This is a genomic window from Streptomyces sp. CA-250714 (assembly GCF_050936705.1).
Taxonomy (GTDB): Bacteria; Actinomycetota; Actinomycetes; order Streptomycetales; family Streptomycetaceae; genus Streptomyces.
Map to the genome: position 1 here is coordinate 2,543,593 of NZ_JBNJMI010000001.1, position 22,624 is coordinate 2,566,216.

The 22,624-nt window shown below is 71.3% G+C and carries 18 protein-coding genes; 8 read left to right on the forward strand and 10 right to left on the reverse strand.

Features of this window, described 5'->3' with window-relative positions; genetic code table 11:
* Window positions 1-67 precede the first annotated feature (67 nt).
* On the forward strand, window positions 68-1,291 hold the full coding sequence (locus tag ACQEU8_RS11055; RefSeq protein WP_433099365.1) for a protein kinase domain-containing protein: 1,224 nt from the start codon (window positions 68-70) through the stop codon (window positions 1,289-1,291).
* A gap of 209 nt (window positions 1,292-1,500) precedes the next feature.
* Window positions 1,501-3,561: a hypothetical protein gene (locus ACQEU8_RS11060; protein WP_433099367.1), complete on the forward strand. Its 2,061-nt coding sequence runs from the start codon at window positions 1,501-1,503 to the stop codon at window positions 3,559-3,561.
* A 70-nt stretch (window positions 3,562-3,631) separates the two neighbouring features.
* Here the strand turns inward: ACQEU8_RS11060 and ACQEU8_RS11065 are convergent, their stop codons facing one another.
* On the reverse strand, window positions 3,632-4,657 hold the full coding sequence (locus tag ACQEU8_RS11065) for an ATP-dependent 6-phosphofructokinase (protein WP_433099368.1): 1,026 nt from the start codon (window positions 4,655-4,657) through the stop codon (window positions 3,632-3,634).
* Window positions 4,658-5,067: 410 nt separating this feature from the next.
* Between ACQEU8_RS11065 and pta the strand changes: the two genes are divergently transcribed.
* The 3 genes from pta (at window position 5,068) to pyk (ending at window position 9,993) form a co-directional block, all read left to right on the forward strand.
* Window positions 5,068-7,215: a phosphate acetyltransferase gene (gene pta, locus ACQEU8_RS11070; RefSeq protein WP_433099370.1), complete on the forward strand. Its 2,148-nt coding sequence runs from the start codon at window positions 5,068-5,070 to the stop codon at window positions 7,213-7,215.
* 78 nt (window positions 7,216-7,293) lie between these two features.
* Window positions 7,294-8,502, forward strand: a complete 1,209-nt coding sequence (locus tag ACQEU8_RS11075) for an acetate kinase (RefSeq protein WP_433099372.1) — start codon at window positions 7,294-7,296, stop codon at window positions 8,500-8,502.
* Window positions 8,503-8,571: 69 nt separating this feature from the next.
* Window positions 8,572-9,993, forward strand: a complete 1,422-nt coding sequence (gene pyk, locus ACQEU8_RS11080; RefSeq protein ID WP_433099374.1) for a pyruvate kinase — start codon at window positions 8,572-8,574, stop codon at window positions 9,991-9,993.
* A gap of 75 nt (window positions 9,994-10,068) precedes the next feature.
* Here pyk and ACQEU8_RS11085 read toward each other — a convergent pair whose 3' ends face one another.
* The 4 genes from ACQEU8_RS11085 to ACQEU8_RS11100 form a co-directional block, all read right to left on the reverse strand.
* Window positions 10,069-11,475 carry a hypothetical protein gene (locus tag ACQEU8_RS11085; RefSeq protein ID WP_433099376.1) on the reverse strand — a complete coding sequence of 469 codons (1,407 nt, stop codon included), beginning with the start codon at window positions 11,473-11,475 and terminating at the stop codon, window positions 10,069-10,071.
* Window positions 11,465-12,040 carry a DUF6114 domain-containing protein gene (locus ACQEU8_RS11090; RefSeq protein ID WP_433099378.1) on the reverse strand — a complete coding sequence of 192 codons (576 nt, stop codon included), beginning with the start codon at window positions 12,038-12,040 and terminating at the stop codon, window positions 11,465-11,467. The genes ACQEU8_RS11085 and ACQEU8_RS11090 overlap by 11 nt, the downstream gene beginning before the upstream one ends.
* A 115-nt stretch (window positions 12,041-12,155) precedes the next feature.
* Window positions 12,156-12,773: a DUF6230 family protein gene (locus tag ACQEU8_RS11095; protein ID WP_433099380.1), complete on the reverse strand. Its 618-nt coding sequence runs from the start codon at window positions 12,771-12,773 to the stop codon at window positions 12,156-12,158.
* A 687-nt stretch (window positions 12,774-13,460) separates the two neighbouring features.
* Window positions 13,461-14,420: a tetratricopeptide repeat protein gene (locus tag ACQEU8_RS11100; protein WP_433099382.1), complete on the reverse strand. Its 960-nt coding sequence runs from the start codon at window positions 14,418-14,420 to the stop codon at window positions 13,461-13,463.
* A gap of 199 nt (window positions 14,421-14,619) precedes the next feature.
* Between ACQEU8_RS11100 and ACQEU8_RS11105 the strand changes: the two genes are divergently transcribed.
* A complete protein-coding gene (locus ACQEU8_RS11105) occupies window positions 14,620-15,282 on the forward strand; it encodes a TetR/AcrR family transcriptional regulator (RefSeq protein WP_433099384.1) in 663 nt (220 codons plus the stop codon).
* On the opposite strand, the gene ACQEU8_RS11110 is transcribed toward ACQEU8_RS11105, so the two are convergent.
* Window positions 15,267-15,959, reverse strand: a complete 693-nt coding sequence (locus ACQEU8_RS11110) for a hypothetical protein (protein WP_433099386.1) — start codon at window positions 15,957-15,959, stop codon at window positions 15,267-15,269. The two genes, ACQEU8_RS11105 and ACQEU8_RS11110, sit on opposite strands and share 16 nt — an antisense overlap.
* A gap of 170 nt (window positions 15,960-16,129) precedes the next feature.
* Between ACQEU8_RS11110 and ACQEU8_RS11115 the strand changes: the two genes are divergently transcribed.
* Both ACQEU8_RS11115 and ACQEU8_RS11120 read left to right on the forward strand, forming a co-directional pair.
* On the forward strand, window positions 16,130-16,855 hold the full coding sequence (locus tag ACQEU8_RS11115) for a response regulator transcription factor (protein ID WP_433099388.1): 726 nt from the start codon (window positions 16,130-16,132) through the stop codon (window positions 16,853-16,855).
* Window positions 16,852-18,267 carry a HAMP domain-containing sensor histidine kinase gene (locus tag ACQEU8_RS11120; RefSeq protein WP_433099390.1) on the forward strand — a complete coding sequence of 472 codons (1,416 nt, stop codon included), beginning with the start codon at window positions 16,852-16,854 and terminating at the stop codon, window positions 18,265-18,267. Before ACQEU8_RS11115 ends, ACQEU8_RS11120 begins: the two co-directional genes overlap by 4 nt.
* Before the next feature lie 132 nt (window positions 18,268-18,399).
* Here ACQEU8_RS11120 and ACQEU8_RS11125 read toward each other — a convergent pair whose 3' ends face one another.
* The 4 genes from ACQEU8_RS11125 to ACQEU8_RS11140 all read right to left on the reverse strand — a co-directional run bounded on the left by ACQEU8_RS11125 (window position 18,400) and on the right by ACQEU8_RS11140 (window position 22,590).
* On the reverse strand, window positions 18,400-20,100 hold the full coding sequence (locus ACQEU8_RS11125; RefSeq protein WP_433099392.1) for an acyl-CoA mutase large subunit family protein: 1,701 nt from the start codon (window positions 20,098-20,100) through the stop codon (window positions 18,400-18,402).
* 117 nt (window positions 20,101-20,217) lie between these two features.
* Window positions 20,218-20,556, reverse strand: a complete 339-nt coding sequence (locus ACQEU8_RS11130; protein ID WP_433099394.1) for a DUF3817 domain-containing protein — start codon at window positions 20,554-20,556, stop codon at window positions 20,218-20,220.
* Between the two features lie 80 nt (window positions 20,557-20,636).
* Window positions 20,637-21,155, reverse strand: coding sequence for a MarR family winged helix-turn-helix transcriptional regulator (locus ACQEU8_RS11135; protein ID WP_433099396.1), 519 nt, complete (start codon window positions 21,153-21,155; stop codon window positions 20,637-20,639).
* Between the two features lies 1 nt (window position 21,156).
* Window positions 21,157-22,590 (reverse strand): MFS transporter, encoded by a 1,434-nt coding sequence (locus ACQEU8_RS11140; RefSeq protein WP_433099398.1) that lies wholly within the window; start codon window positions 22,588-22,590, stop codon window positions 21,157-21,159.
* Window positions 22,591-22,624: the final 34 nt, after the last annotated feature.

Below are 22,624 nucleotides of genomic sequence, written 5' to 3' on the forward strand. Positions count from 1 at the left end.
CTCACGGTGCGGTCACGGCGGCGGGCGTACGGACAATCCACGCGCTGCCCCTCCCTAGCATGGGGGCATGCGAGGGCGTCGGCTGAACGACCGGTACGAGCTGATCGATCTGCTCGGCGCGGGCGGTATGGGCGAGGTCTGGCGGGCCCGCGACCTCCGGCTGCACCGTGAGGTCGCCGTCAAGGTGTTCATGCCGCAGCCCGGCGCGGCCGAGGACACCGACCGGGAGGAACTGCTGGCCCGTTTCCAGCGGGAGGCCCGCTCGGCCGCGGCGCTGGACAGCCCGCACATCGTGGCCGTACACGACCACGGCACCGACGGCGGCACCCCGTTCCTCGTGATGGCCCTGGTGCACGGCGCGTCACTGCACGAGGTGCTGCGCGACAGCGGCCGCGTCCCGCTCGCCGACGCGCTGCGCTGGACCGCCGACGTGTGCCGGGCGCTGGGGGCCGCCCACCGGGCGGGCCTCGTCCACCGCGACATCAAACCGGCCAACATCATGATCGAGCGGCACGAGGGCGAGGGCACCGGCCGCGCCAAGGTGGTCGACTTCGGCATCGCCAAGGTCATCGAGGCCCGCGCCACCGACCCCCGGCTGACGACCACCGGCCAACTGCCCTTCGGCAGCGTCCTGTACATGGCACCCGAACAGTTCCGGCAGACCGGAGTCGACGGGCGTACCGATCTGTACGCACTCGGCTGTGTCCTGTACGAACTCCTCGTCGGCCGCCCCCCGTACACCGGGTCGGCGGCAGGCGTCATGTTCAACCACCTGCACGACACCCCACTGCGCCCGACCCGCGCCCGCGCGGAACTGCCCCCGTCCGCCGACCGGTTGGTCCTCACCCTGACGGCCCGCGACCCGGCAGACCGCCCCGCGAACGCGGCCGAGGCGCTGGAGCGCGTACAGGATGTCGCACGGACGGTCCGCGAGGACGGGAGGACCCTCGCCGCGCCGGGCCAGGACGCGGCACCGGAGCCGTCCCCGGCCCCGGAAGCGGTATCGGCATCGGCCCCGGAATTGGAGCCCCGTCCGCACGTCGGGGACCGCCGCCCCGCCTCGCCCGGCCCGGACACCCCCTACCGCCGCCCCCTGGTGCCCGCCCTGCGCCGCGGAGCCCCCGCGCCTCCTGCTCGTTCCGGAGCAGCGCGTGTCTGGCGCGACGCGGAATGGACGCCGACCTTCGCGCGGATCAGCCGACTGGTCCCCGACCGCGGCCGACAGGTCACCGTCGTCCTGTCACTCGCCTACGTTCTGATCGTCGTTGCCGTCATCCTCCTCTCCCGGTGAGGCGACGCACCGGCCGAGCATGGGCACAAACATCCCCAACGGCACCGTGAACTGCGTCCTCAGACGCGCCACCTGTGAAGTCACCGAGCGGGTAAGTACATCGCACTGCCCCCTGACCCAGTGCCGCCGACTGCGCGTTGACTGCCGATATCACGGCCTTTTCCTCTTTCTCCGGCATTTTGCCCCCTCCTCTACCTACACTCCTGCTCGTGACGACGCCTTCTCTTGGCAGCGCGCCCACCGGAACGCTGTCTCCGCTTCCCTCGCGCTCTGACGCCCTGCCGCTGCTGCCCGGTGGCAACGATCAGCAACTCGCCGCTCTGCAGCGGCTCATCGACCAGCTCGGCACCGGGCGCGAGGTGACGGATCGCATTGCCTGGCCGCACGAGGGTGACAGCGTCACTGTCCGCGACGCCGTGCGGCGCCTGGGAAGTGTGGGGGTCGTAGCACGCGAGGGGTCACGGGTGGTGCCCACCGCCACCGTGCTGGACTGGCGGAGGACGGGGCAGCACGACCTCCTCGTGGGGACCTTCCACCGTCATGTGGCATTCGTCGGCGAACTGCTGGCGGCGCTCGACGACGGCCCGCTCGGCCTGGAGGACCTGCTGAGACTGAGCAACGAGAAGTACGGCTTCAGCTGGCAGACGGTAACTCCTGTGCGGCAGCGGACGATCTGGCTCCGCGTCACCGGCATGATCGCGTACTTCGACAGAAAGGCCCGGCTCACCGACGCCGGCCGCGCACTGCTCGGCAGCCTGGGGCTCGGCGAACCGGCCGGTGCGCCAACGGAGTCGGCGGCTCTTGCAGACGTGGCCGTGCACGAGGCAGCTCCCGCCGTGCGACAGCTCTGGGCGGAGCGAGCCGCGGAGGGGTGGGAGGCCAGGGGTGCGGGACGGAACCTCTACATCCTCGGGTCCAAGCACGACAACGGACGGCTCCGCGCGCTGCGGATCCTGGTCTCCGGGTCCCGTCCCCAGGTGACGCGCGAGGGGTTCGGGCAGCTCTGCCAACAGGTCACCGGAAAGCCGGTGGCCGCCTCGTCCGCCGACGCGGTACTCGACGCGGTCGGCTCCCTCAGGCTGCTCACCCGCGTCGGCGAGAACGCCTGGGCCCCTTCCGCCACCGCGAAGGCGTGGATCGAGAGCGACGATCCGCTCGACCTGGCCCGCACCGTTCACGCCGCCATCCGGTATTTCGGCGAGGTGCTGGCGGTCCTCGGCACCGGGACGGTCTCCACAGCGGAGCTGGTGCGGCGCAGTTCCGCGTATGTCGACGGCGGTCTGACCTCGACGGCCGTCCTCTCCCGTCTGCACTTGCTGCATGCCTGCGGACTCGTGGAGAAGATCACCACCAAGACCTACCGGGCCACTGCGCAGGGCCGTGCCTTTCTGACGACCCTGCCCCCGGAGTCGCTCAGCAGCGCACCATCCGCCACGGCGGCGGCGGACGACTCCCCCGCGGCGGCGGGCGGACGGCCGACAACGCCCGCAGCGGTCGCCGCGGAGCTGGAAGTCGCTGCCAGGGAGAGTGAGGACCACACCCGGCTGGAGAAGGCCGCCGTCGCCGCGCTGGAACAGCTGGGCCTGGACGGGGCGCACCTCGGAGGCAGCGGCAGGACCGATGGCGCCGTACGGCTCGGAGTCGGGCTCCGGAAACGGACGTTCGCCGTGGAGGCCAAGGCCACCGCGACGGGAGCGGTGGAGCGCAAGGCCGTCGATCTGGAAGGGCTCGCCGAGCACCGTGAAAAGCTCGGGGCCGAGGCGACGTTGCTCATCGGCCCCGCATTCCATGAGCGGGTACTGACCGCCGCGCGCAAGGACGGCAAGGTCGCCGTCCTGCACACCGGGCTGCTGGCCACCGTGATCCGAAGCCGGCAGACGGTGCCCCTCACGCGCGAACTCCTCGACATTCTCCTCGATCCCGCCCGCGATCCCGCGACCCGGGAGAAGGAGATCGAGGCTGCCCGGCGGGAGGAAGAGCGGCACTTCGCCGTCGAACGGGCGGTTGTGGATGCCCTGTTGGAGGAGGCGGAGTACTCGGAGGGCTGGCTGACCCTGCGCGATCTGGTACGCGATCTACGGAAGGGCGGACCGGCCACCGACGAGCGGGAGATCCGGGAGGTGCTGAGCTTTCTCGCCTTCCCCCGGATCGGCGCCGTCGAGGAGAAGAACGATCAGTTCCGGGTGACCGTCAACCGGCGCACTCTGGTGCACCTCGTGCAGACGGCGGGACGCTCCTGGCTCACGGTCTCCCCGGATGAGGCCGGGTGACGCGAGGCCGGGGGACGTCCCTCGCGGCACCGCGGCCGGGTGGGCGACGCGCCCGTGCTGCGGAGACGGCTCAGAACACCGCTTCCGTCTCATCCATCCGGTCCTGCGGCACCCGCTTGAGCTCCGACACCGCGTCAGCAAGCGGCGCCATCACGATCTCCGTACCCCGCAAGGCGGTCATGTTGCCGAAGTCGCCCCGGTGGGCGGCTTCGACGGCGTGCCAGCCGAAGCGGGTGGCGAGCACCCGGTCGTATGCCGTGGGGGTGCCGCCGCGCTGGATGTGGCCGAGGATGACGGGGCGGGCCTCCTTGCCGAGCCGGTGTTCCAACTCGACCGCGAGCCGGTTGCCGATTCCGGCGAAGCGCTCGTGCCCGTACTGGTCGATCATGCCCTTCTCGTACGGCATGGAGCCCTCGGCCGGGTGGGCGCCCTCGGCGACGCAGATGATGGCGAACTTCTTGTCCCGGGCGAACCGCTCCTCGACCATCTTGGCCAGGTCGTCGACCTCGAAGTTGCGCTCCGGGATGCAGATGGCGTGCGCGCCGGCCGCCATGCCCGCCTCCAGGGCGATCCAGCCCGCGTGCCGGCCCATGACCTCCACGACCATGACGCGCTGGTGGGACTCGGCGGTGGTCTTGAGGCGGTCCATGGCCTCGGTGGCGACGCCGACGGCGGTGTCGAAGCCGAACGTGCGGTCGGTGGCCGAGATGTCGTTGTCGATGGTCTTGGGAACGCCGACCACCGGCAGCCCGATCTCGGCGAGCATCCGGGCCGCGGTCAGCGTGCCCTCGCCGCCGATGGGGATGAGGGCGTCGAGGCCGAGGCGGTCGATCAGTTCCTCGGAGTTGTTGCACGCCTCACGCAGCCGGTCGCGCTCCAGCCGGGCCGAGCCGAGAATGGTGCCGCCGCGGGCGAGGATGCCGCTGACGGAATTTATGTCCAGGGGGCGGTAGCGGCCCTCGAGCAGGCCCTTGAATCCGTCTTCGAAGCCGATGACCTCGTCGCCGCGGTCGTGCACCGCGCGGTGCACGACGGATCGGATCACGGCGTTGAGACCGGGACAGTCTCCGCCTGCGGTGAGGACTCCGATGCGCATGGGGTTCGCTTCTCCTGCTCCGTAGATGCCCGCCGGGACGGGCCGCTTGGGGCACGGTCGGACCTCACTGTCCGGGGTGCCGCTGGTCCGTGTGAGCCGGTGCGATTGTTTCACGTCTTGAAGGCGAGGGCATGGGCCCCGCCCAGCATCCGGACCCCCTCCCTCCGGCCCTGCTCCGGTCCGGTTTCCGGCCCGGATGCCGGTCCGGATTCCGGCCCTGCTCGGGTGCTGCTCCGGTCCCCCTCACGTCTCGCCGCCCAGGCCCTCCGGTCACACACCCTGGCGAGCGGCATAGCCAGAAGCGCGGGTATTGTCAAGGGTATAGCCGTATCTTTACGGGTGCTTTCTAGGCGAAACCGCTCAAGAAATCCCCCGCGACGACCTCGACCGCGACCCGGAGGAGAGAGCGCGTGACGCGCAGCGTGTACGTGACCGGCATCGGACGCAGCGACGGCCGTCAGGTCGTCGAGCTGGGAGTCATGGAGCTCCTGACCCGTCAGCTGGACCGCGTGGGGGTGTTCCGGCCCCTGGTGCACGACGGGCCCGACCGGCTGTACGACCTGCTGCGCAGCCGCTACCGGCTCAGCCAGTCGGCCTCCTCCGTCTTCGGCATGAGCTACGAGGAGGCGGCGGCGCTCCAGGCCGAGCAGGGCACGGACGAGCTGATATCCCGCCTGGTGGACCGCTACCACCAGGTCGCCGACGCGTACGAGGCCGTGCTCGTGCTGGGCACCGACTTCGCCGACACCGGGTTGCCCGCCGAGCTGGCGCTGAACGCCCGGCTCGCGAACGAGTTCGGCGCCGCCGTGCTGCCCGTCGTCGCGGCCCGCGACCAGTCCCCCGAGGCGGTGGTCGCCGAGGTCCGCAACGCCCACCACGCCTACGCCTCGCTGGGCGCCGACCTGATCGCGATGGTCGCCAACCGGGTGGCCGACCCCAAGGCCGCCGAGGCGGTACGGGGGCTGGCCGAACGGCTGCCGGAGCCGGTGTTCGTGCTCCCGGAGGAGCCCGCGCTGGCCGCGCCGACAGTCGCGCAGGTCAAGGAGACGATGGGCGCCCGGGTGCTGCTCGGCGACCACGCCGGGCTCTCGCGTGACGTCCGCAACCTGGTCTTCGGCGGCGCCCACCTGCCCGTCTTCCTGCCGGCGCTCACCGAGGGCTGTCTGGTGATCACGCCGGGCGACCGCTCGGACCTGATCATCGGCGCGCTGGCCGCACACTCCGCTGGCTCCCCCGCCATCGCCGGTGTGCTGCTCACCCTGGACGAGCACCCCGGCGACCAGACGCTGGCGCTGGCCTCACGGCTGGCGCCGGGCACACCGGTGCTGGTCGTACCGGAGGGGTCGATGCCGACAGCGGACGCACTGCTGTCGCTGGAGGGCAAGCTGACCGCCGCCACCCCGCGCAAGGCGGAGATCGCGCTGGGGCTGTTCGAGACCCATGTGAACACCGCCCAGCTGTCCGAGCGGCTTGCGGTGGAGCGCAGCGAGCGGGTCACCCCGATGATGTTCGAGCACGAACTGGTGGAGCGCTCGCGTGCGGCACGGCGCCACATCGTGCTGCCGGAGGGCACCGAGGAGCGGGTGCTGCGCGCCGCCGAGGTGCTGCTGCGCCGCAACATCTGCGACCTGACGCTGCTGGGCGAACCGGCGGCGATCCGCAAGCGCGCCGCGGAGCTGAGCATCGGGCTGGACCTGTTGGCCGACGACGAGGTACCCGCGCAGGCCCCCGCGGGCACCGGCGGCGCCATCGCGCGGATCGTCGACCCGCAGACCTCCCCGCTGCGGGAGCGCTTCGCCGAGTCGTACGCCGCGCTGCGCGCCCACAAGGGCGTCACCTACGAGCTCGCCCACGACGTGGTCTCCGACGTCTCGTACTTCGGCACGATGATGGTCCACGAGGGCCTGGCCGACGGCATGGTCTCCGGCGCCGTGCACTCGACGGCGGCGACGGTCCGCCCCGCCTTCGAGATCATCCGCACGAAGCCGGACGCCTCGATCGTCTCCTCCGTCTTCTTCATGTGCCTGGCCGACCGGGTGCTGGTCTACGGGGACTGCGCCGTGGTACCCGACCCGGACGCCGAGCAGCTCGCGGACATCGCGATCCAGTCGGCCACTACCGCGGCCCGGTTCGGGGTGGAGCCGCGGATCGCGATGCTGTCGTACTCGACGGGCACCTCGGGCTCCGGCGCCGACGTGGACAAGGTGCGGCTGGCCACCGAGCTGGTCCGCGAGCGCCGGCCCGATCTGCTGACGGAGGGACCGATCCAGTACGACGCGGCCGTGGAGCCCTCGGTCGCCGCCACCAAGCTGCCCGGCTCCCGGGTGGCGGGGCAGGCGACCGTGCTGATCTTCCCCGACCTGAACACCGGCAACAACACCTACAAGGCCGTGCAGCGCTCGGCCGGCGCCGTCGCCGTCGGCCCCGTGCTCCAGGGCCTGCGCAAGCCCGTCAACGACCTGAGCCGTGGCGCCTTGGTGCAGGACATCGTCAACACCGTCGCGATCACGGCCGTCCAGGCGCAGGGCGAACCCGCGCCGGACGGCCCGGCCGCCTGAACCGCCTTCCGGCCCGTTCCCGAACCCTGTCCTCCCCGTAGAGACCGAACCCTGTCCCCGTAGAGAAGGCCCGCTGCTGTGACGCCCACCCGGATCCTCGTCCTCAACTCCGGCTCCTCGTCGGTCAAATACCAGCTGATCGACATGGCCGACCGCAGCCGGCTGGCCGCGGGGCTCGCCGAGCGGATCGGCGAGGAGAGCTCGGCCGTCTCCCACGAGCCGCTGGCCACCGGCGGCGAACGACGCACGCGCGAGGGCCGGCTGGCCGACCACGACGCGGCGCTGAAGGCCATCGCGGACGAGCTGGCCGCCGACGGACTCGGCCTGGACTCCCCCGACCTCGCCGCGATCGGCCACCGGGTGGTGCACGGCGGGCTGAAGCTCACCGAGCCGACCGTGGTGGACGACGCCGTGCTCACGGAGATCGAGCGCCTGGTCCCGGTGGCACCGCTGCACAACCCGGCGAACGTCACCGGAATCCGTACGGCGCGGCGGCTGCGCCCCGACCTGCCGCAGGTCGCCGTCTTCGACACCGCGTTCCACTCCACGATGCCGGAGTACGCGGCGCGCTACGCCATCGATGTGGAGACCGCCGACGCGCACCGGGTGCGCCGCTACGGCTTCCACGGCACCTCGCACGCCTATGTCTCACGCAAGGCGGCCGAGCTCCTGGGCAAGGACCCGGCGGAGGTCAACCTGATCGTGCTGCACCTGGGCAACGGCGCCTCGGCCTCCGCCGTGCGCGGCGGCCGGTGCGAGGACACCTCCATGGGGCTGACCCCCTTGGAGGGCCTGGTGATGGGCACCCGCTCCGGTGACATCGACCCGGCGGTGGTCTTCCATCTGGGCCGGGTGGCCGGAATGGATGTGGACGAGGTGGACGAGCTGCTGAACAAGCGCAGCGGGCTGCTGGGGCTGTGCGGCGCCAACGACATGCGGGAGATCCGCCGCCGGATCGACGCGGGCGACACGGCGGCTGCACTGGCCTTCGACATCTACATCCACCGGTTGAAGAAGTACATCGGCGCCTACTACGCAGTACTGGGCAGGGTCGACGCCGTGGTGTTCACCGCCGGCGTCGGGGAGAACGCGGCGCCCGTGCGCGAGGCCGCCGTCGCGGGCCTGGAGGAGCTGGGCCTGGCCGTGGACGGCGACCGCAACGCGGCGGGCGGGAAGGAGGCACGGCTGATCTCGCCCGAGTACGCGCGGGTGAAGGTGGCCGTCGTACCGACCGACGAGGAACTGGAGATCGCAGAGCAGACATACGCGCTGGTCGCCCCGAGTTGAGCGGCCCTGACTCCGGGGGAGCCGCCCCCGAATCGTTCAGTACCTAAACAAAACGATAGGATCGCCACCATGCGCCGTTCCAAAATCGTCTGCACCCTGGGCCCCGCCGTCGACTCCTATGAACAGCTCAAGACGCTGATCGAGGCGGGCATGAACGTGGCCCGCTTCAACATGAGCCACGGCTCCCACGCCGAGCACGAGGATCGGTACCACCGCGTCCGCAAGGCCGCCGACGAGACATGCCGCCCCGTCGGCGTGCTCGCGGACCTCCAGGGCCCCAAGATCCGGCTGGAGACCTTCGCCGAGGGCCCCGTCGAGCTGGTCCGCGGTGAGGAGTTCACCATCACCACCGAGGACGTGGCGGGCGACAAGACCATCTGCGGCACCACCTACAAGGGGCTGCCGGGCGACGTGTCCAAGGGCGACCCGGTGCTGATCAACGACGGCAACGTCGCGCTCCAGGTGGTCGAGGTCGAGGGCCCCCGGGTGCGCACCATCGTCATCGAGGGCGGCGTCATCTCCGACCACAAGGGCATCAACCTGCCCGGCGCGGCGGTGAACGTGCCCGCGCTGTCCGAGAAGGACGTCGAGGATCTGAAGTTCGCGCTGAGGATGGGCGCCGACATGATCGCCCTGTCCTTCGTGCGCAACGCCTCCGACGTGCGCGATGTGCACCGGGTGATGGACGAGGTCGGCCGCCGGGTGCCGGTCATCGCCAAGGTCGAGAAGCCGCAGGCCGTCTCCAACATGGAGGAGGTCGTGCTCGCCTTCGACGGCGTGATGGTGGCCCGCGGCGATCTGGCGGTCGAATACCCGCTGGAGCAGGTCCCGATGGTGCAGAAGCGGCTCATCGAACTCTGCCGTCGCAACGCCAAGCCGGTGATCGTGGCGACCCAGATGATGGAGTCGATGATCACCAACTCGCGGCCCACCCGCGCGGAGGCCAGCGACGTCGCCAACGCGGTGCTGGACGGCGCCGACGCGGTGATGCTCTCGGCGGAGTCCTCGGTCGGCCAGTACCCGGTCGAGACCGTCAAGACGATGTCGAAGATCGTGGAGGCCGCCGAGCAGGAGCTGCTCAGCCGTGGCCTCCAGCCGCTGGTGCCGGGCAAGAAGCCGCGCACCCAGGGCGGTTCGGTCGCCCGCGCGGCCTGCGAGATGGCCGACTTCCTCGACGGCAAGGCCCTGGTCGCCTTCACCAAGTCCGGTGACACGGCACGGCGGCTGTCCCGCTACCGGGTCGGCCAGCCCATCCTCGCCTTCACCACCGAGTCCGCCACCGCCAACCAGCTGACGCTGACCTGGGGTGTGGAGACGTTCGTGGTCAAGCACGTCGACCACACCGACGAGATGGTCGAGCTCGTCGACGCCGAGCTGCTGCGGCTCCAGCGGTTCGAGGTGGGCGACACCATGCTGATCACGGCGGGCTCCCCGCCCGGGGTCCCCGGCACCACCAACATGGTCCGCGTCCACCACCTGGGCACGGCCTGACAGGAGCCCGGACACGAAGAGACCCGCACCTTTCGGGTGCGGGCCTCTTCATGAGGGGGTTGCTCAGCGGGTTGCTCACTTCTTCTGCACGTACTGGTGCAGACCCGGCACCGTGAGGGTGCCGCCGAACTGCCCGGCCTGCTTCACCGACACATCGGTGAAGTGGGCGTACGGCACATTGAGCGGCGGCGGCGTCTCGGGGGTGAAGGTGACCGGGATCAGCCCGAACAGATTGCCCTTCAGCTCCTCGGTGTACATCGTCACCTTGCCGCCCCGGATGGTGGAGGTGGAGCCCTCGGCCGCCTGCACGTGGTAGGTGAGACCGCGGTCCTTCACCAGCTGGTGCAGGTCGCCGATGTCCACCGCGTCGGCGGTGAACTTGAGGGCCTGCTTGCTCCTGCCGTCGGGGGTGCGGATGTTGACGACGCCCTCGTAGTCGAGGCCCTTCAGGGTGAGCGAGGAAGCCTCCAGGTACCAGGGATCGTTCGGCACCTGCGCCGGGGTCTGCTCGTCCTGGCCCTCGACACTCGTCTTCTCGGGGCACGGGAACGGCTTGCCCGCGTCCTTGGCGGGGTCGTAGTCGCGTGCGGTGCCGTCCTTCTTGTCGACACCGGAGCTGTCGGAGTCCTTGCCGCCCTTTTCGCTCTTGTCGCTCTTGCCGGCCTTCTTCTTCGGCTGCGGATCGGGGTCGGGCTTGCCGGCCTTCGGCTCGTCGCCGCTGCCGCTCTTACGGCTGTCGCTGCCCGAACCGCTGTCCGGTGCGGGGGACTTGTCGCTGTCCCCCGAGTCGGAACCGGAGCCCGTCGAGGGGCTGGGTGTGGGGCTGGGCGAGGAGGGCTTGTCGGAGGGCTCGCTGTTGTCCTTGTCGGGGCTGAGGACACCGTCGAGCTTGTCGCCGACTCCCAGCGGGTCGTACCAGGGGTTCTCCTTGTCCTGCGAGCCGGACGAGGAGTCGCCGCCGGAGCCGGTGGACGGCGTCGGTGACGGGCTGGGCTCCGTGGTGCCGGGGGTGTCGCCGGAGGGCTTCTCGGACGGCTTGGCCGGCGCGTCGCCGGCCGAGCCGCCGTCGGCCTTCTCCTTGGCGCCGTCGGCAGCTTCCTTGGCCTTCTCGGCGGCCTCCTTGGCCGCCTTCTCCCGCTTGGCCTGCGCGCGGGCGAGGTCTTCCTTGAGCTTCTCGGCCCGCTCCTTGCGCTCCTTCTTCTCCTTCTCGGTCTCCTGCTGTTCCGAGATGGAGACGCAGGAGTCGCCCTTGAACGGATTCTTCGGGAGCGGCTTGGCGTTGGCGAGCTGCGGGGTGAGCCCCACGCCCATCAGCACGGCCGACGGCATCGCCGCCAGGGCTATCGCCTTGCCCGCGGGCAGGTGGAACCGGGTCAGCAGCGGCTTCCTCGGACCCGCGTGCCGGGGCCCGGTTCTCTCCCGGGCGCCGGGCGCGGCGTCGTTGCGCACGCCCTCCCCCTCGTGGACCTCGTCACCCGGCACGGTGCCTCCCGTTCCCGTCAAACGCGTCGACCCCGTCGGGGGACGCTCCAGAGACTGCTGTGTTGTCCCGGGGGCCCTCCTCCGGGGCGGCCGGGCTCGTCGCATCGGTGTCCGTCTGTACGGCGGTTTCGGCCGTTCCGGCGTGCTCGGCCCGCTCGGCCTTGACCGGCTTGCCAGGAGCCCAGGAGACGCCCAGCGCACCGCCGATCAGTCCGAGCAGGAAGCCGATCAGGAAGGCGCCGATGTTGGACACGACGAGGGAGACCAGCGCGAGCAGGATCGCGGCGACGCCTGCGAACACCCGCGACTGGGGCTGGAACCACATGGTCAGCCCGAGGACGACCAGCAGCACGCCGATGATCAGCGAGCCGGCGCCCGCCGTCGTCGACATCCGGATGGTCAAGGACCCCAGGGTGAGGTTCTGGTAGGGGACGTACATGATCGGGATGCCCGCCAGCAGCGTCAGCATCCCGCCCCAGAACGGGCGCTGGCCGCGCCAGTGCCGGAAGGACTGCCTCTTCTGGCCGAATCCGGTCGTCAGATTCTGTCGCGTGTCGGCGCTCATGGGTACGGGGCTCCTCGGAACTGGCACAGAACTTGCTGGTGTGGAGCGGAACCTGGGGTGCGGAGGGCGGGGCGGAGCGGTCGGCCCCGCCCTCCGCGCCCAGGGGCGGCTCACGTCAGTAGCACTCGGACTTGCCCTTCTTGACGCTCATGTGGAGTCCACTGAGCTTGAAGGTGCCGGCCGTTGTGGCCCACGCGCGCTGCTTGACGTCGGTGAAGTGGACGCTCTCCGCCTGCTGGGCGAAGGAGCCCTTGGCGTACTGGTCGCCCTTGTTCGGACCCGGACCCTTGGTGGTCTTGTCCACACTGACGCCGATGTCGATGTTCTTGAACGTGGCGTTGGTGTACAGGTCGTCGGCGTCGATGTACAGCTTCTTGGCCTCGACGCGGGGACCCCCGCCGCCACCGGCACTCAGCTTCATCGACACATCGCCGAAGACCGGGACCGGGACGACGACGGACTGGCAAAGGTTACGTATCTTCGCCGAGTTCATGCCGACGACGGCGACGGGCTTCTTGCCCTTCTGGGTGTTGTCGAGCGCGCCGTACTGAACGAAGCCGGTGCCGTCCAGCTCATCCGCTGTGACCTTGAACTGCTGGCCGGAGACGCTGAACGACGCCGCCAGCGCACCCTGCGAGAGGGCGACACCGATCGCTGCCGTAGCGGCCACGCTCGGCACCATGACGACGGCGAACCGCTTCCATCTGGTCCCGCCACGAGCCAGGGACTCCATGACTTTCCTCCTTCTCGGACGTACATCTCCGGCTCGGAGAGCCGTGCCGCCTGTGCTCAGCGGGCCGCTCCTGCCGTGGGGGTACCTCCCGGCCACGGGGCTGGGGAGGGAGACGAGCTACGTCCTCGGAACGGAGAGCGCCGACGGCGTACGTGCCGTCCTCGCGCACGTCACGTCCGATCCACCGGCGATCACCCCCGAGCGACAACCACGGGCCACGCTCTCGCGCAACCTTGCTTTGTGAGGACAGGCCCTGCCGTGGAGCAGAGACCCCCCTGTCCCGAGGACCGGCGGGTGGATTTGGGTGTGTTGTGGTACGTGTCGTGCGGTGCCGGTCCGCTCGGTGGGGACCCATCGTCACGAGCGCCGAATGGCTGCCGGGCTACGGGGCGATGGACCGAGCGTGGCCGATCGTGGTGCATCTGAGCCCGCCGCACAAGGGGGTTCGTTACTTACGAGTAACGGCTGGATAACCCCAGGGCCGCCGGGGGGTATCGAACGGCGACGGAGGGTTGCTGAAGGACCGGGGGGCCAAGCCGACTCAACCGGGCATGCCGGGAGGTTTCCGCGAGATTTCGTGACCGAAAGTAGCTGCGGCCGCGATTGCCAAGTTTTGGCAAAGCGCGGCCGCTGTTGTCGCTAAATCAATGAGTGGCGACGCGGTGTGTGACCGTCGGTACGGGCAGGTCAGAACAGCGCGCGAGCGAGTGCGGCACGCGCTGTGACGACGCGCGGATCCTCCGGCCCGATCACCTCGAAAAGCTCCAGGAGCCGCACGCGGGCCGCGTCCCGGTCCTCACCGGCCGTGCGCCGCACCGTGTCGACCAGCCGCCCGAAGGCGTCCTCGACGTGGCCTCCCGCCATGTCCAGGTCCGCGACCTGCAGCTGCGCTGCCACATCGTCCGGCCGGTCGGCGGCGTCCTTGCGGACCTGCCGGGCGTCCATGTCCTGCACCCGGGAGAGAAGTTCGGCCATCGCCAGGCCGACCTTCGCCTCCACGTTCGCGGGATCGTCCGACAGCTTGTTGCGGTACGCCTGGATCGCGCCAGGCAGATCGCCCGAGTCCAGCGCCTGCTGCGCCGCGGCCAGCACCGGGTCCTCCGGTGCCTGCGGCTCGGCGGGCTGCTCACCGGCGTCCTCCTGCGGGACACCCTGCAGACCGGTGATGCCGAAGCGCTGCTCGGCGACCTGGACGAGCTGATCCAGCGTGGCGCGGATCTGCTGCTCGGGCGCCGCGCCCTGGAACAGCGGCAGCGCCTGCCCGGCCACCACGGCGAAGACCGCCGGGATGCCCTGGACGCCGAACTGCTGCATCAGCATCTGGTTCTGGTCGACATCGATCTTGGCCAGCAGCAGCCGGCCCGCGTACTCCTGGGTGAGCCGCTCCAGCACCGGTGAGAGCTGCTTGCACGGCTCGCACCACTCCGCCCAGAAGTCGATGACGACCGGGACCTCGGCGGAGCGCTGGAGCACCTCCGCCTCGAAGTCGGCCTCACCGACGTCGATCACCAGACCGGCCGGCCCGGGGGCACCGTTCCCCTCCGCGGCCCGGGCGCGCTCCTGCTCCGCCTTCTGCTTGGCCTCACCGGCCGCCTTCACCGCGGCGAGGTCGACCACTCCGCTCATGGACATGTTGCGTGGCTGCATGAGACCAGTCTCCCCCCTTACCGCGGCCGTGTGTGCAGTGGTCGCCAGGTCCCCACCTGGCGTGTGATTGTCGCGGGGGTCATTCCGCTACGGGTCGTAGCGTAACTTGTCCCGCCCACGCCCCCGCAAGGGCCCTCCGGCCCCGGCACGCGGTGATCCACCTCACTGTGCGGCCCATACCGATCGGTAGGGTCGGGCCATGGCCGCCCCGGACCCACCCCCGACCCAGCGCCGTGGCCGACCGCGGAGCGCCGCGGCCGACCGCGCGATTCTCGCCGCGACCCGCGCCGCGCTGGTCGAGGTCGGCTGGAGCAGGCTGACGATGGGCGAGATCGCCGTCCGCGCCGGAGTCGCCAAGACCACCCTCTACCGGCGCTGGACCGCCAAGAGCGAACTCGTCGTCGACGCGGTCGCCGTCCTCTTCGACGAACTGGAACTGCCCGACAGGGGCTGTCTGCGTGCCGACGTGGAGGGCGTCGTGCTCTCCTTCGCCGCCCTGCTGCGCCGGCCGGAGACCAAGACCGCGCTGATGGCCGTCCTCGCCGAGTCCACCACGGACGAGGCGCTGCGGGTGCGGATCCGGCAGGCGATCGTGAACCGCCAGAAGCGGCTGGTGCTGGAGGGGCGGGCCAGGGCGCAGCAGCGCGGGGAGCTGCCGCCCGATCCGCCCGACCCGGCCGAGACCGCCCGGGTGGTCGACCTCATCTTCGATGTGATCGCGGGCGCTGTGGTGCACCGGTCGCTGGTGAGCGACTGTCCCGTCGACGAGGCATGGGCCCGGCAGTTCGCCACGCTGCTGCTGGAGGGCCTGGGCGCCGCCTCGTCCGGTCCGCCGGAACGGGGTCCTCAGCCGGGGAGCTGACGGATGTCGAAGAGCGCGGGCGGCAGCCCGTCCCCGCCGATCAGCCCGGTACGGGCTGCCATGTTCCGGGCGGCGTGCAGCCGTTCGCCGGTGTCGGCGAGCCGCGGGGCGAGGGCAGCGAGCAGCGCGGAGACGTCTCCGGGGGCGAGCGTGCACGCGCGTGCCCCGGCGAGGAAGCGCCGGACGGCGCCCTGGGCCGCCACGCCGCGCTCCGGTGTGTGGTCGAGCAGGGCCTCGACGACGTGGCCGTCGCTCTCCAGGAAGTCGTGGGACATGGCCAGACCGTCGTCGTCGACGTCGTCCGGGTAGGGCACCCGGTGCCAGGCGCCCTCGGTGTACCAGTAGACGTAGCCCAGCATGTGGGCGCCCAACTCCTCGCGGAGCGTGGGGCTGCCGAGCCGTGCGGGCAGTCCTGCCAGCACGTCCAGCGGCACAGGGCGCAGATGTGTGTTCCCGGCGTCGGCGTCCTGGCCGCAGAAGACGGCCTCGCCGCCGGCCGCCGGCCGAAGCCGCCACCACCAGCAGGCGCCCCCGCCCTCGAAGGCGAGTCCGTCCTCGTCGAGCAGGAGCCCGTCGTCGGGGAAGCCGCCGGCCGCCGCGGCGACCGCCATGGTCGCCGCGCGCACCCAGAGGTTGAGCGGCGCGTCCAGATCCTCCGGCCTGCCGGGTTGATGCACGGCCTCTCCCTCTCCCGGTGTCTTCCTCTTGTGTCCCGCGTGTCCCGCCTGTCCTGGTGGCGACGTCACCCCGCCACCGGACGGTTCCGGCGAGCCGGATCCGGGCGCCGGGACATGTTCTAAGAGGGTTGTGAGAGGTGGTTCTGGGAGCCTGTTCCCATGGTGATGACATGGCCGGCAGGGCGGTGAGGCGCGAGTCCTCCGGGGCGGGCGGCGCGGCGAGGGTGCTGGTCGTCGACGACGACCCGGAGGTCAGGGCCGCGGTCGCGGACGCACTCGGCATCGAGGGCCACGACGTCGGCACGGCGGCGGACGGCCTCGCGGCGCTCACCGAGGTGGCGCGGTGGGACCCGGACGTCATCGTGCTCGACGTGATGATGCCCGCCCTCGACGGCCTCGCCGTCTGCCGCCGGCTGCGGGCGCTGGGCGACCGTACGCCCGTCCTGGTCCTGACGGCGCTGGACGCGGTGAGCGACCGGGTGGACGGGCTGGACGCGGGCGCAGACGACTACCTCGTCAAGCCGTTCGCCCTGGACGAGCTCATCGCACGGGTACGCGCGCTGCTGCGCCGGGTGACCCCCGAGCCGACCGACGACGACGGGCTCGTGCTCGGCGAACTGGAACTGGACCCGGCCACCCGTACCGGCAGCCGCGGCGGCAGGACCATGGAGTTCACCGGGACCGAGTGCGCGCTGCTCCAGCTGCTGATGCGGCACCCCGGCCGTACCGTGCCCCGGCAGGTGCTGCTGGAAGAGGTGTGGGGCCGCGACTTCGGCCCGGACTCCAACTCGCTGGCCGTCTACATCGGCTATCTGCGCCGCAAGCTGGAGGCGGGCGGCGAACCGCGGATGCTGCACACCGTGCACGGTGTCGGCTACCGGCTGGACCGCCCGTGACCGGCGCCCCGCCCACAGGCCGCTGGAGACGGCGGCGTCCGTTGCGTACCCGGCTGGCGCTGGCCGCGACCGGAGCCGTCGCACTGGTCGCCGTGGGGGTGTGCGCGGCGGCGTTCGTCGTCATCCGCTACGAGCTGCTGCACCAGCTGGAGTTGAACCTCACCCAGTCCGCCAACCGCTCCGTGCGGGAGACCCGGGACGACCGCAGCCCTCAGGTACTCGCCGCCGACTGCCGCTATCTCGCCGCGCCGGCCTGCGCCCAGATCGTGCCGGCGCGCCCCGCCGCAGACCCGGCCGGCGGCTCCCGCTATCCGCTGCCGGTGAACGACGCCACCCGCCAGGTGGCGGCCGGCGAACGCGGCGCGTACTACAGCGAGGTGACCGTGCACGGCTACCCGGCGCGGATGCTGACCACCCCGCTGCGGGACGGCCGCGCCCTCCAGGTGGCGCTCCGGTCCGACACCGTGGAGGACGGCGTACGCCGGGCCGCGCTGCTGCTGGCCGGTGTCGGCGGCGCAGGCGTACTGCTGGCGGCGGGGCTGGGCTTCTGGGTGTCCAGGACCGGCCTGGCACCGGTGGCACGGCTGACCGGGACGGCCGAGCACATCGCCCGCACCCGCGACACCGGCCACCGCATCGAGCTGCCGCCGCCGCACGGCACCGGCCGCGGACGCCGGGCCCGGGAGGACGAACTGACCCGGCTGGCGGACAGTTTCAACACCATGCTGGACGCGCTGGAACAGTCCGTCGCCGCCCAGCGCCGGCTGGTCGCGGACGCCTCGCACGAGCTGCGCACTCCGCTGACCGCGCTGCGTACCAACACGGAACTCCTCGCCCGCGCCGACCGGCTGACCCCCGCACAGCGGGACCGCGCCGCCGCCGCGCTGGGCCGCCAGCTGCGCGAGGTGACGGCCCTGGTGAACGACCTGGTCGAACTCGCCCGCGATGAGGAGCCGCAGCCGCTGGTGGAACAGGTGGAGTTGGCGGCACTGGTGCGGCACGCGGTGGCGGCGGCCCGGGACCACTGGCCGGACACGGACTTCCGCCTCGACATCGCGCCCGGGGCCGAGCGCGCCGCGGTGCCCGGCGTGCCCGCGCGGCTGTCGCGGCTGCTGTCCAATCTGCTGGACAACGCGGCGAAGTTCAGCGACGCGGGGGTGGAGGTGGCGCTGTACGCGGCCGGCGGCGGTACGGAGATCACCGTGCGGGACCACGGCCCTGGGCTGGCGCCGGAGGACCTGCCGTACGTCTTCGACCGCTTCTACCGCGCGGAGGCCGCCCGCGCCCTGCCCGGCTCCGGGCTCGGGCTGGCGATGGCCCAGCAGATCGCCAAGGCCCACGGTGCCCGCCTGACGGCCGAATGCCCCGAGGGCGGCGGGGCCCTCTTCCGGCTGCGCTTTCCCAGCGGGTGAGTCGACCTGCCGCAGCTCCTCATCCGGTGAACAACCGGTCCGCTTTCCGGACGAGTTCCCGGGCGCCGTACGCGAGAGGCAGGCCGCGGCCCGCGCGGTGAGGGCGGAAGACCCGGCCCTCACCGCGCCGGATCAGAACACCGGGGGCTCGGTGTAGGTGCCCCACTCGTCCCTCAGGACCCCGCAGATCTCCCCCAGCGTCGCCTCGGCCCGGACGGCCTCCAGCATGGGCTCGATCATGTTGCCCTCCCCACGCGCGGCCTCGACCAGCGTGTTGAGCGCGCCCCGCACAGCGGCGTCGTCCCGCGCGGTGCGCCGGTCCGCGAGGGCCCGCACCTGCTCGCGCTCCACCTCGTGGCTGACCCGCAGGATCTCCAGGTCGCCGGTGACCGATCCGGTGTGGCAGTTGACGCCGACGACCTTCTTGTCGTTCTTCTCCAGCGCCTGCTGATACCGGAAGGCCGACTCGGCGATCTCGCCGGTGAACCAGCCGTCCTCGATGCCGCGCAGAATGCCGGAGGTGATCGGGCCGATCGGGTGCTGCCCGTCGGGCACGGCCCGCCGACCGCGTTCCTTTATCTGCTCGAAGATCTTCTCCGCGTCCGCCTCGATGCGGTCGGTCAGCGCCTCCACGTACCAGGAACCGCCCAGCGGGTCGGCGACGTTGGTGACACCGGTCTCCTCCATCAGCACCTGCTGGGTACGCAGCGCGATCTCGGCGGCCTGCTCGCTGGGGAGCGCCAGCGTCTCGTCCAGCGCGTTGGTGTGCAGCGAGTTGGTGCCGCCGAGCACCGCGGACAGCGCCTCTATGGCGGTACGGACGACGTTGTTGTACGGCTGCTGGGCGGTGAGCGAGACACCCGCGGTCTGCGTGTGGAAGCGCAGCCACTGCGCCTTCTCGCTGGTGGCGCCGTACTCGTCCCGCATCCAGCGGGCCCAGATCCGGCGTGCCGCACGGAACTTGGCGATCTCTTCGAAGAAGTCCAGGTGTGCGTCGAAGAAGAACGACAGCCCGGGTGCGAAGGTGTTGACGTCCAGGCCGCGGCTGAGCCCCAGTTCGACGTAGCCGAAGCCGTCGGCCAGCGTGTAGGCCAGCTCCTGTGCGGCGGTCGCCCCGGCTTCGCGGATGTGGTAGCCGGAGACGGACAGCGGCTTGTACGCGGGGATGCCGTGCGCGCAGTGCTCCATCAGGTCGCCGATGAGTCGCAGATGGGGCTCGGGCTGGAAGAGCCACTCCTTCTGCGCGATGTACTCCTTGAAGATGTCCGTCTGGAGGGTGCCGTTGAGGACGGCCGGGTCCACGCCCTGCCGCTCGGCGGCGACCAGATACATACAGAAGATGGGTACGGCCGGGCCGGAGATCGTCATGGAGGTGGTGACCTCGCCGAGCGGGATGTCCCGGAAGAGCATCTCCATGTCGGCGGCGGAGTCGATGGCGACGCCGCAGTGGCCGACCTCGCCCAGCGAGCGCGGGTCGTCCGAGTCACGCCCCATCAGCGTCGGCATGTCGAAGGCCACGGACAGCCCGCCGCCGCCCGCCTCCAGGATCATCTTGTACCGCTCGTTCGTCTGCTCGGCGTTGCCGAACCCGGCGAACTGGCGGATGGTCCAGGTCCTGCCCCGGTAGCCGGTGGGATAGAGCCCGCGGGTGAAGGGGAACTCCCCCGGCCACCCGATGCGCTCGAACCCCGTTACGGTGTCGCCTTCCCGCGGCCCGTAAACCGGCTCCACGGGGTCGCCGCTGAGCGTGGTGAAGTCCGCGTCCCGCTTGCGCGCGGAGTCGTAGCGCTCCTGCCAGCGGCGGCGGCCTTGTGCGATGGCGTCAGCATCCATGCCATCGAATTTACTAGGACGTCCAAGTAAAAGTCGATGACCGAAAGCCCGATGTGGCCCACGACGCTCGGGCCGGGCGGGCGGAAAAGCTCCCGTGAGCGCCGGGACGGCTCGGGATCAGGCGCCGACCGGGGCCGCCGTCTCGTCCTTGACCAGCGGCGCGACCTCGCGGGTTACCTTGCGCTCCACGAAGAAGGCGGCCGTGGGAACGGTGCCCGCCAGCAGCACCCAGATCTGCTTGCCGAGCGGCCACTTCGCCTTCTGGCCGAGATCGAAGGCGAAGATCAGGTACAGGATGTAGAGCCAGCCGTGCGCGATACCGACCACGCTGGTGAAGCCCTCGGCGCCGTCCATGCTCAGCAGATACTTGCCGATCATGCCGAGCGTCAGCAGGACGAGGAGCACGGCAGTGACATACGCCATGACGCGGTAGCGGGTCAACACGCTTCGTTTCATGCAAACGAGCGTAACCGTCGCGCTGCTGCGCTCCTCCACCACCCTGGCACCGCAGGACCGCCGTACCAGCGGCACGGCGGTCAGCTCCCGGGCCCCTCGGGGAAGTCTCCGGCGGCCACCCGCAGCGGGCGCAGCAGGGCGAAGATCTCGTCGAGCTGCTCGGTGTCGTAGGCGCCGAGCCCGAAGTCCATGGCCATCAGGTCCTCGGTGGCCGCGTCGCACACCTCGCGGCCCTTGTCGGTGATCGCCGCCAGGGTGCCGCGGCCGTCGTTGGGGTTGGGCCGCTTCTCCACGAAGCCCGCCGTCTGGAGCCGGTCGACGGTGTTGGTCACGGAGGTGGGGTGCACCATCAGCCGCTCGCCGATCTTCGACATCGGAAGCTCGCCCTTCTGCGAGAAGGTGAGCAGCACCAGCGCCTCGTACCGCGCGAACGTCAGCCCGTACGGCTTGACCACCGCGTCGACCTCGGACAGCAGGATCTGATGGGCGCGCATGATCGAGGTGATCGCGGCCATGGACGGCACCGAGCCCCATCGCTGCTTCCAGTGCTCATCGGCACGGGCGATCGGGTCGAACGACAGACTGAGCGGCTTGGGCACGCTAAGACCCTACCGGCCGGTCAGGTGCCGATTGAAGCCGTCCCACCCTCCGGGCGTTCCACACCACGCACACCGTGCCCACGGCCCCCGTCAGCGCCACGGCCGTATGCGCGGGTACGAACTCGGCCACGGCGCCGCCCAGCGCCATGCCGAGGCCCTGGGAGCTCATCAGGCCCGCCGTCATCAGCGTCATGGCCCGGCCGCGCAGCTCCTCGGGGGCCGCGTCGAAGAACCAGCGGTCCAGGCCCAGGGTGTAGCCGATGCCCATGCCGGACAGACACAGCGCGGCCAGCGCCAGGGGCAGCCCGGGGCGCAGCACGAAGACGAGCAGCGGGAGCAGCAGCGTCGAGGCGAGCGGCAGCACCAGGCGCTCGCGGGCCGCCGGCGGCAGCAGCGTGCCGACGGCCAGCTCGCCCACGACGCCGCCCACGGGCGCCGCGGCCAGCAGCAGCCCGGCACCGAGCGGACCGGCCCCCAGCGAGTCGGCGTACGGCGCGGCCAGCCCCTCGGGGACGACGACGAACAGCGGCGGCAACCAGCACAGCAGGAGCAGCGCGCGCACCCGCGGATCGGCCAGCAGCCGCCGGGTACCGCCCCGGGCCCGTACGGCGGCGTGCGCCAGGGCCAGGCGCAGCCGGGTGCCCATCTGGAGGATCAGCGCCGAGCCGAGGAATCCGGCGACGGTGAGCAGCAGCGCGGTGCGCGGCGAGACGAGGATCAGCAGCAGCCCGGCGGCCGCGTTGCCGGCGATCTGCGCGCTCTGCGCGACGATGCGCAGCAGTGACCGGCCGAGCACGAAAGCTTCCTCTCCCGGCAGGATCGCGCCGAGGCCGGCGGCCCGTACCCCGGCGAAGAGGGGCTGCACGAAGGCCGTCGCCGCGCGCAGGGCGAGCAGCAGCGCCACATGCGCGTGCGGCAGCAGCATCGCCGCGACACAGGCCGCGCTGAACACATCGCAGGCCACCAGCACCCGGCGGGCGGCGAACCGGTCCGCCACCGGGGCCAGCGCCGCCCCGCCCACCGCGTTCGGGAGGAAGCCGAGCGCGAAGGTCAGGGCGCTCAGGAGGGGTGAGGAGGTCTCCGCGTAGATCAGCACCGGCAGCGCGAGCCCCGCCACGACCGTGCCCAGCAGGGAGAGCACATGCGCGGCGAACACGGCACGGAATTCGCGCACGTGGAAGAGCGAGGCGTACGTCGCCCGCTGCGCGGCGCCGCCCGTCGGTCCGGGGCCCGCCGGTTGGCTGTCGGTCGGTTCGCTGTCCGCCGGTTCGCGGCCGGTCGGTTGGCGGCCGGTCGGTTCACTGTCCCCTGGCCCGGGGCCCGCCGTTCCGGGGCCCGACGGTTCGCTGTCCGCTGCTGTGCCCGGCTCCTTGCCCGGCGTCCTGCTCAGCGCATCGCTGGGTGTTGTGTCCAGCTCTTCGTCCGGTGATGGCATGAGGCGAGGCTGGACCACCGGGCGCGTGCGGGGC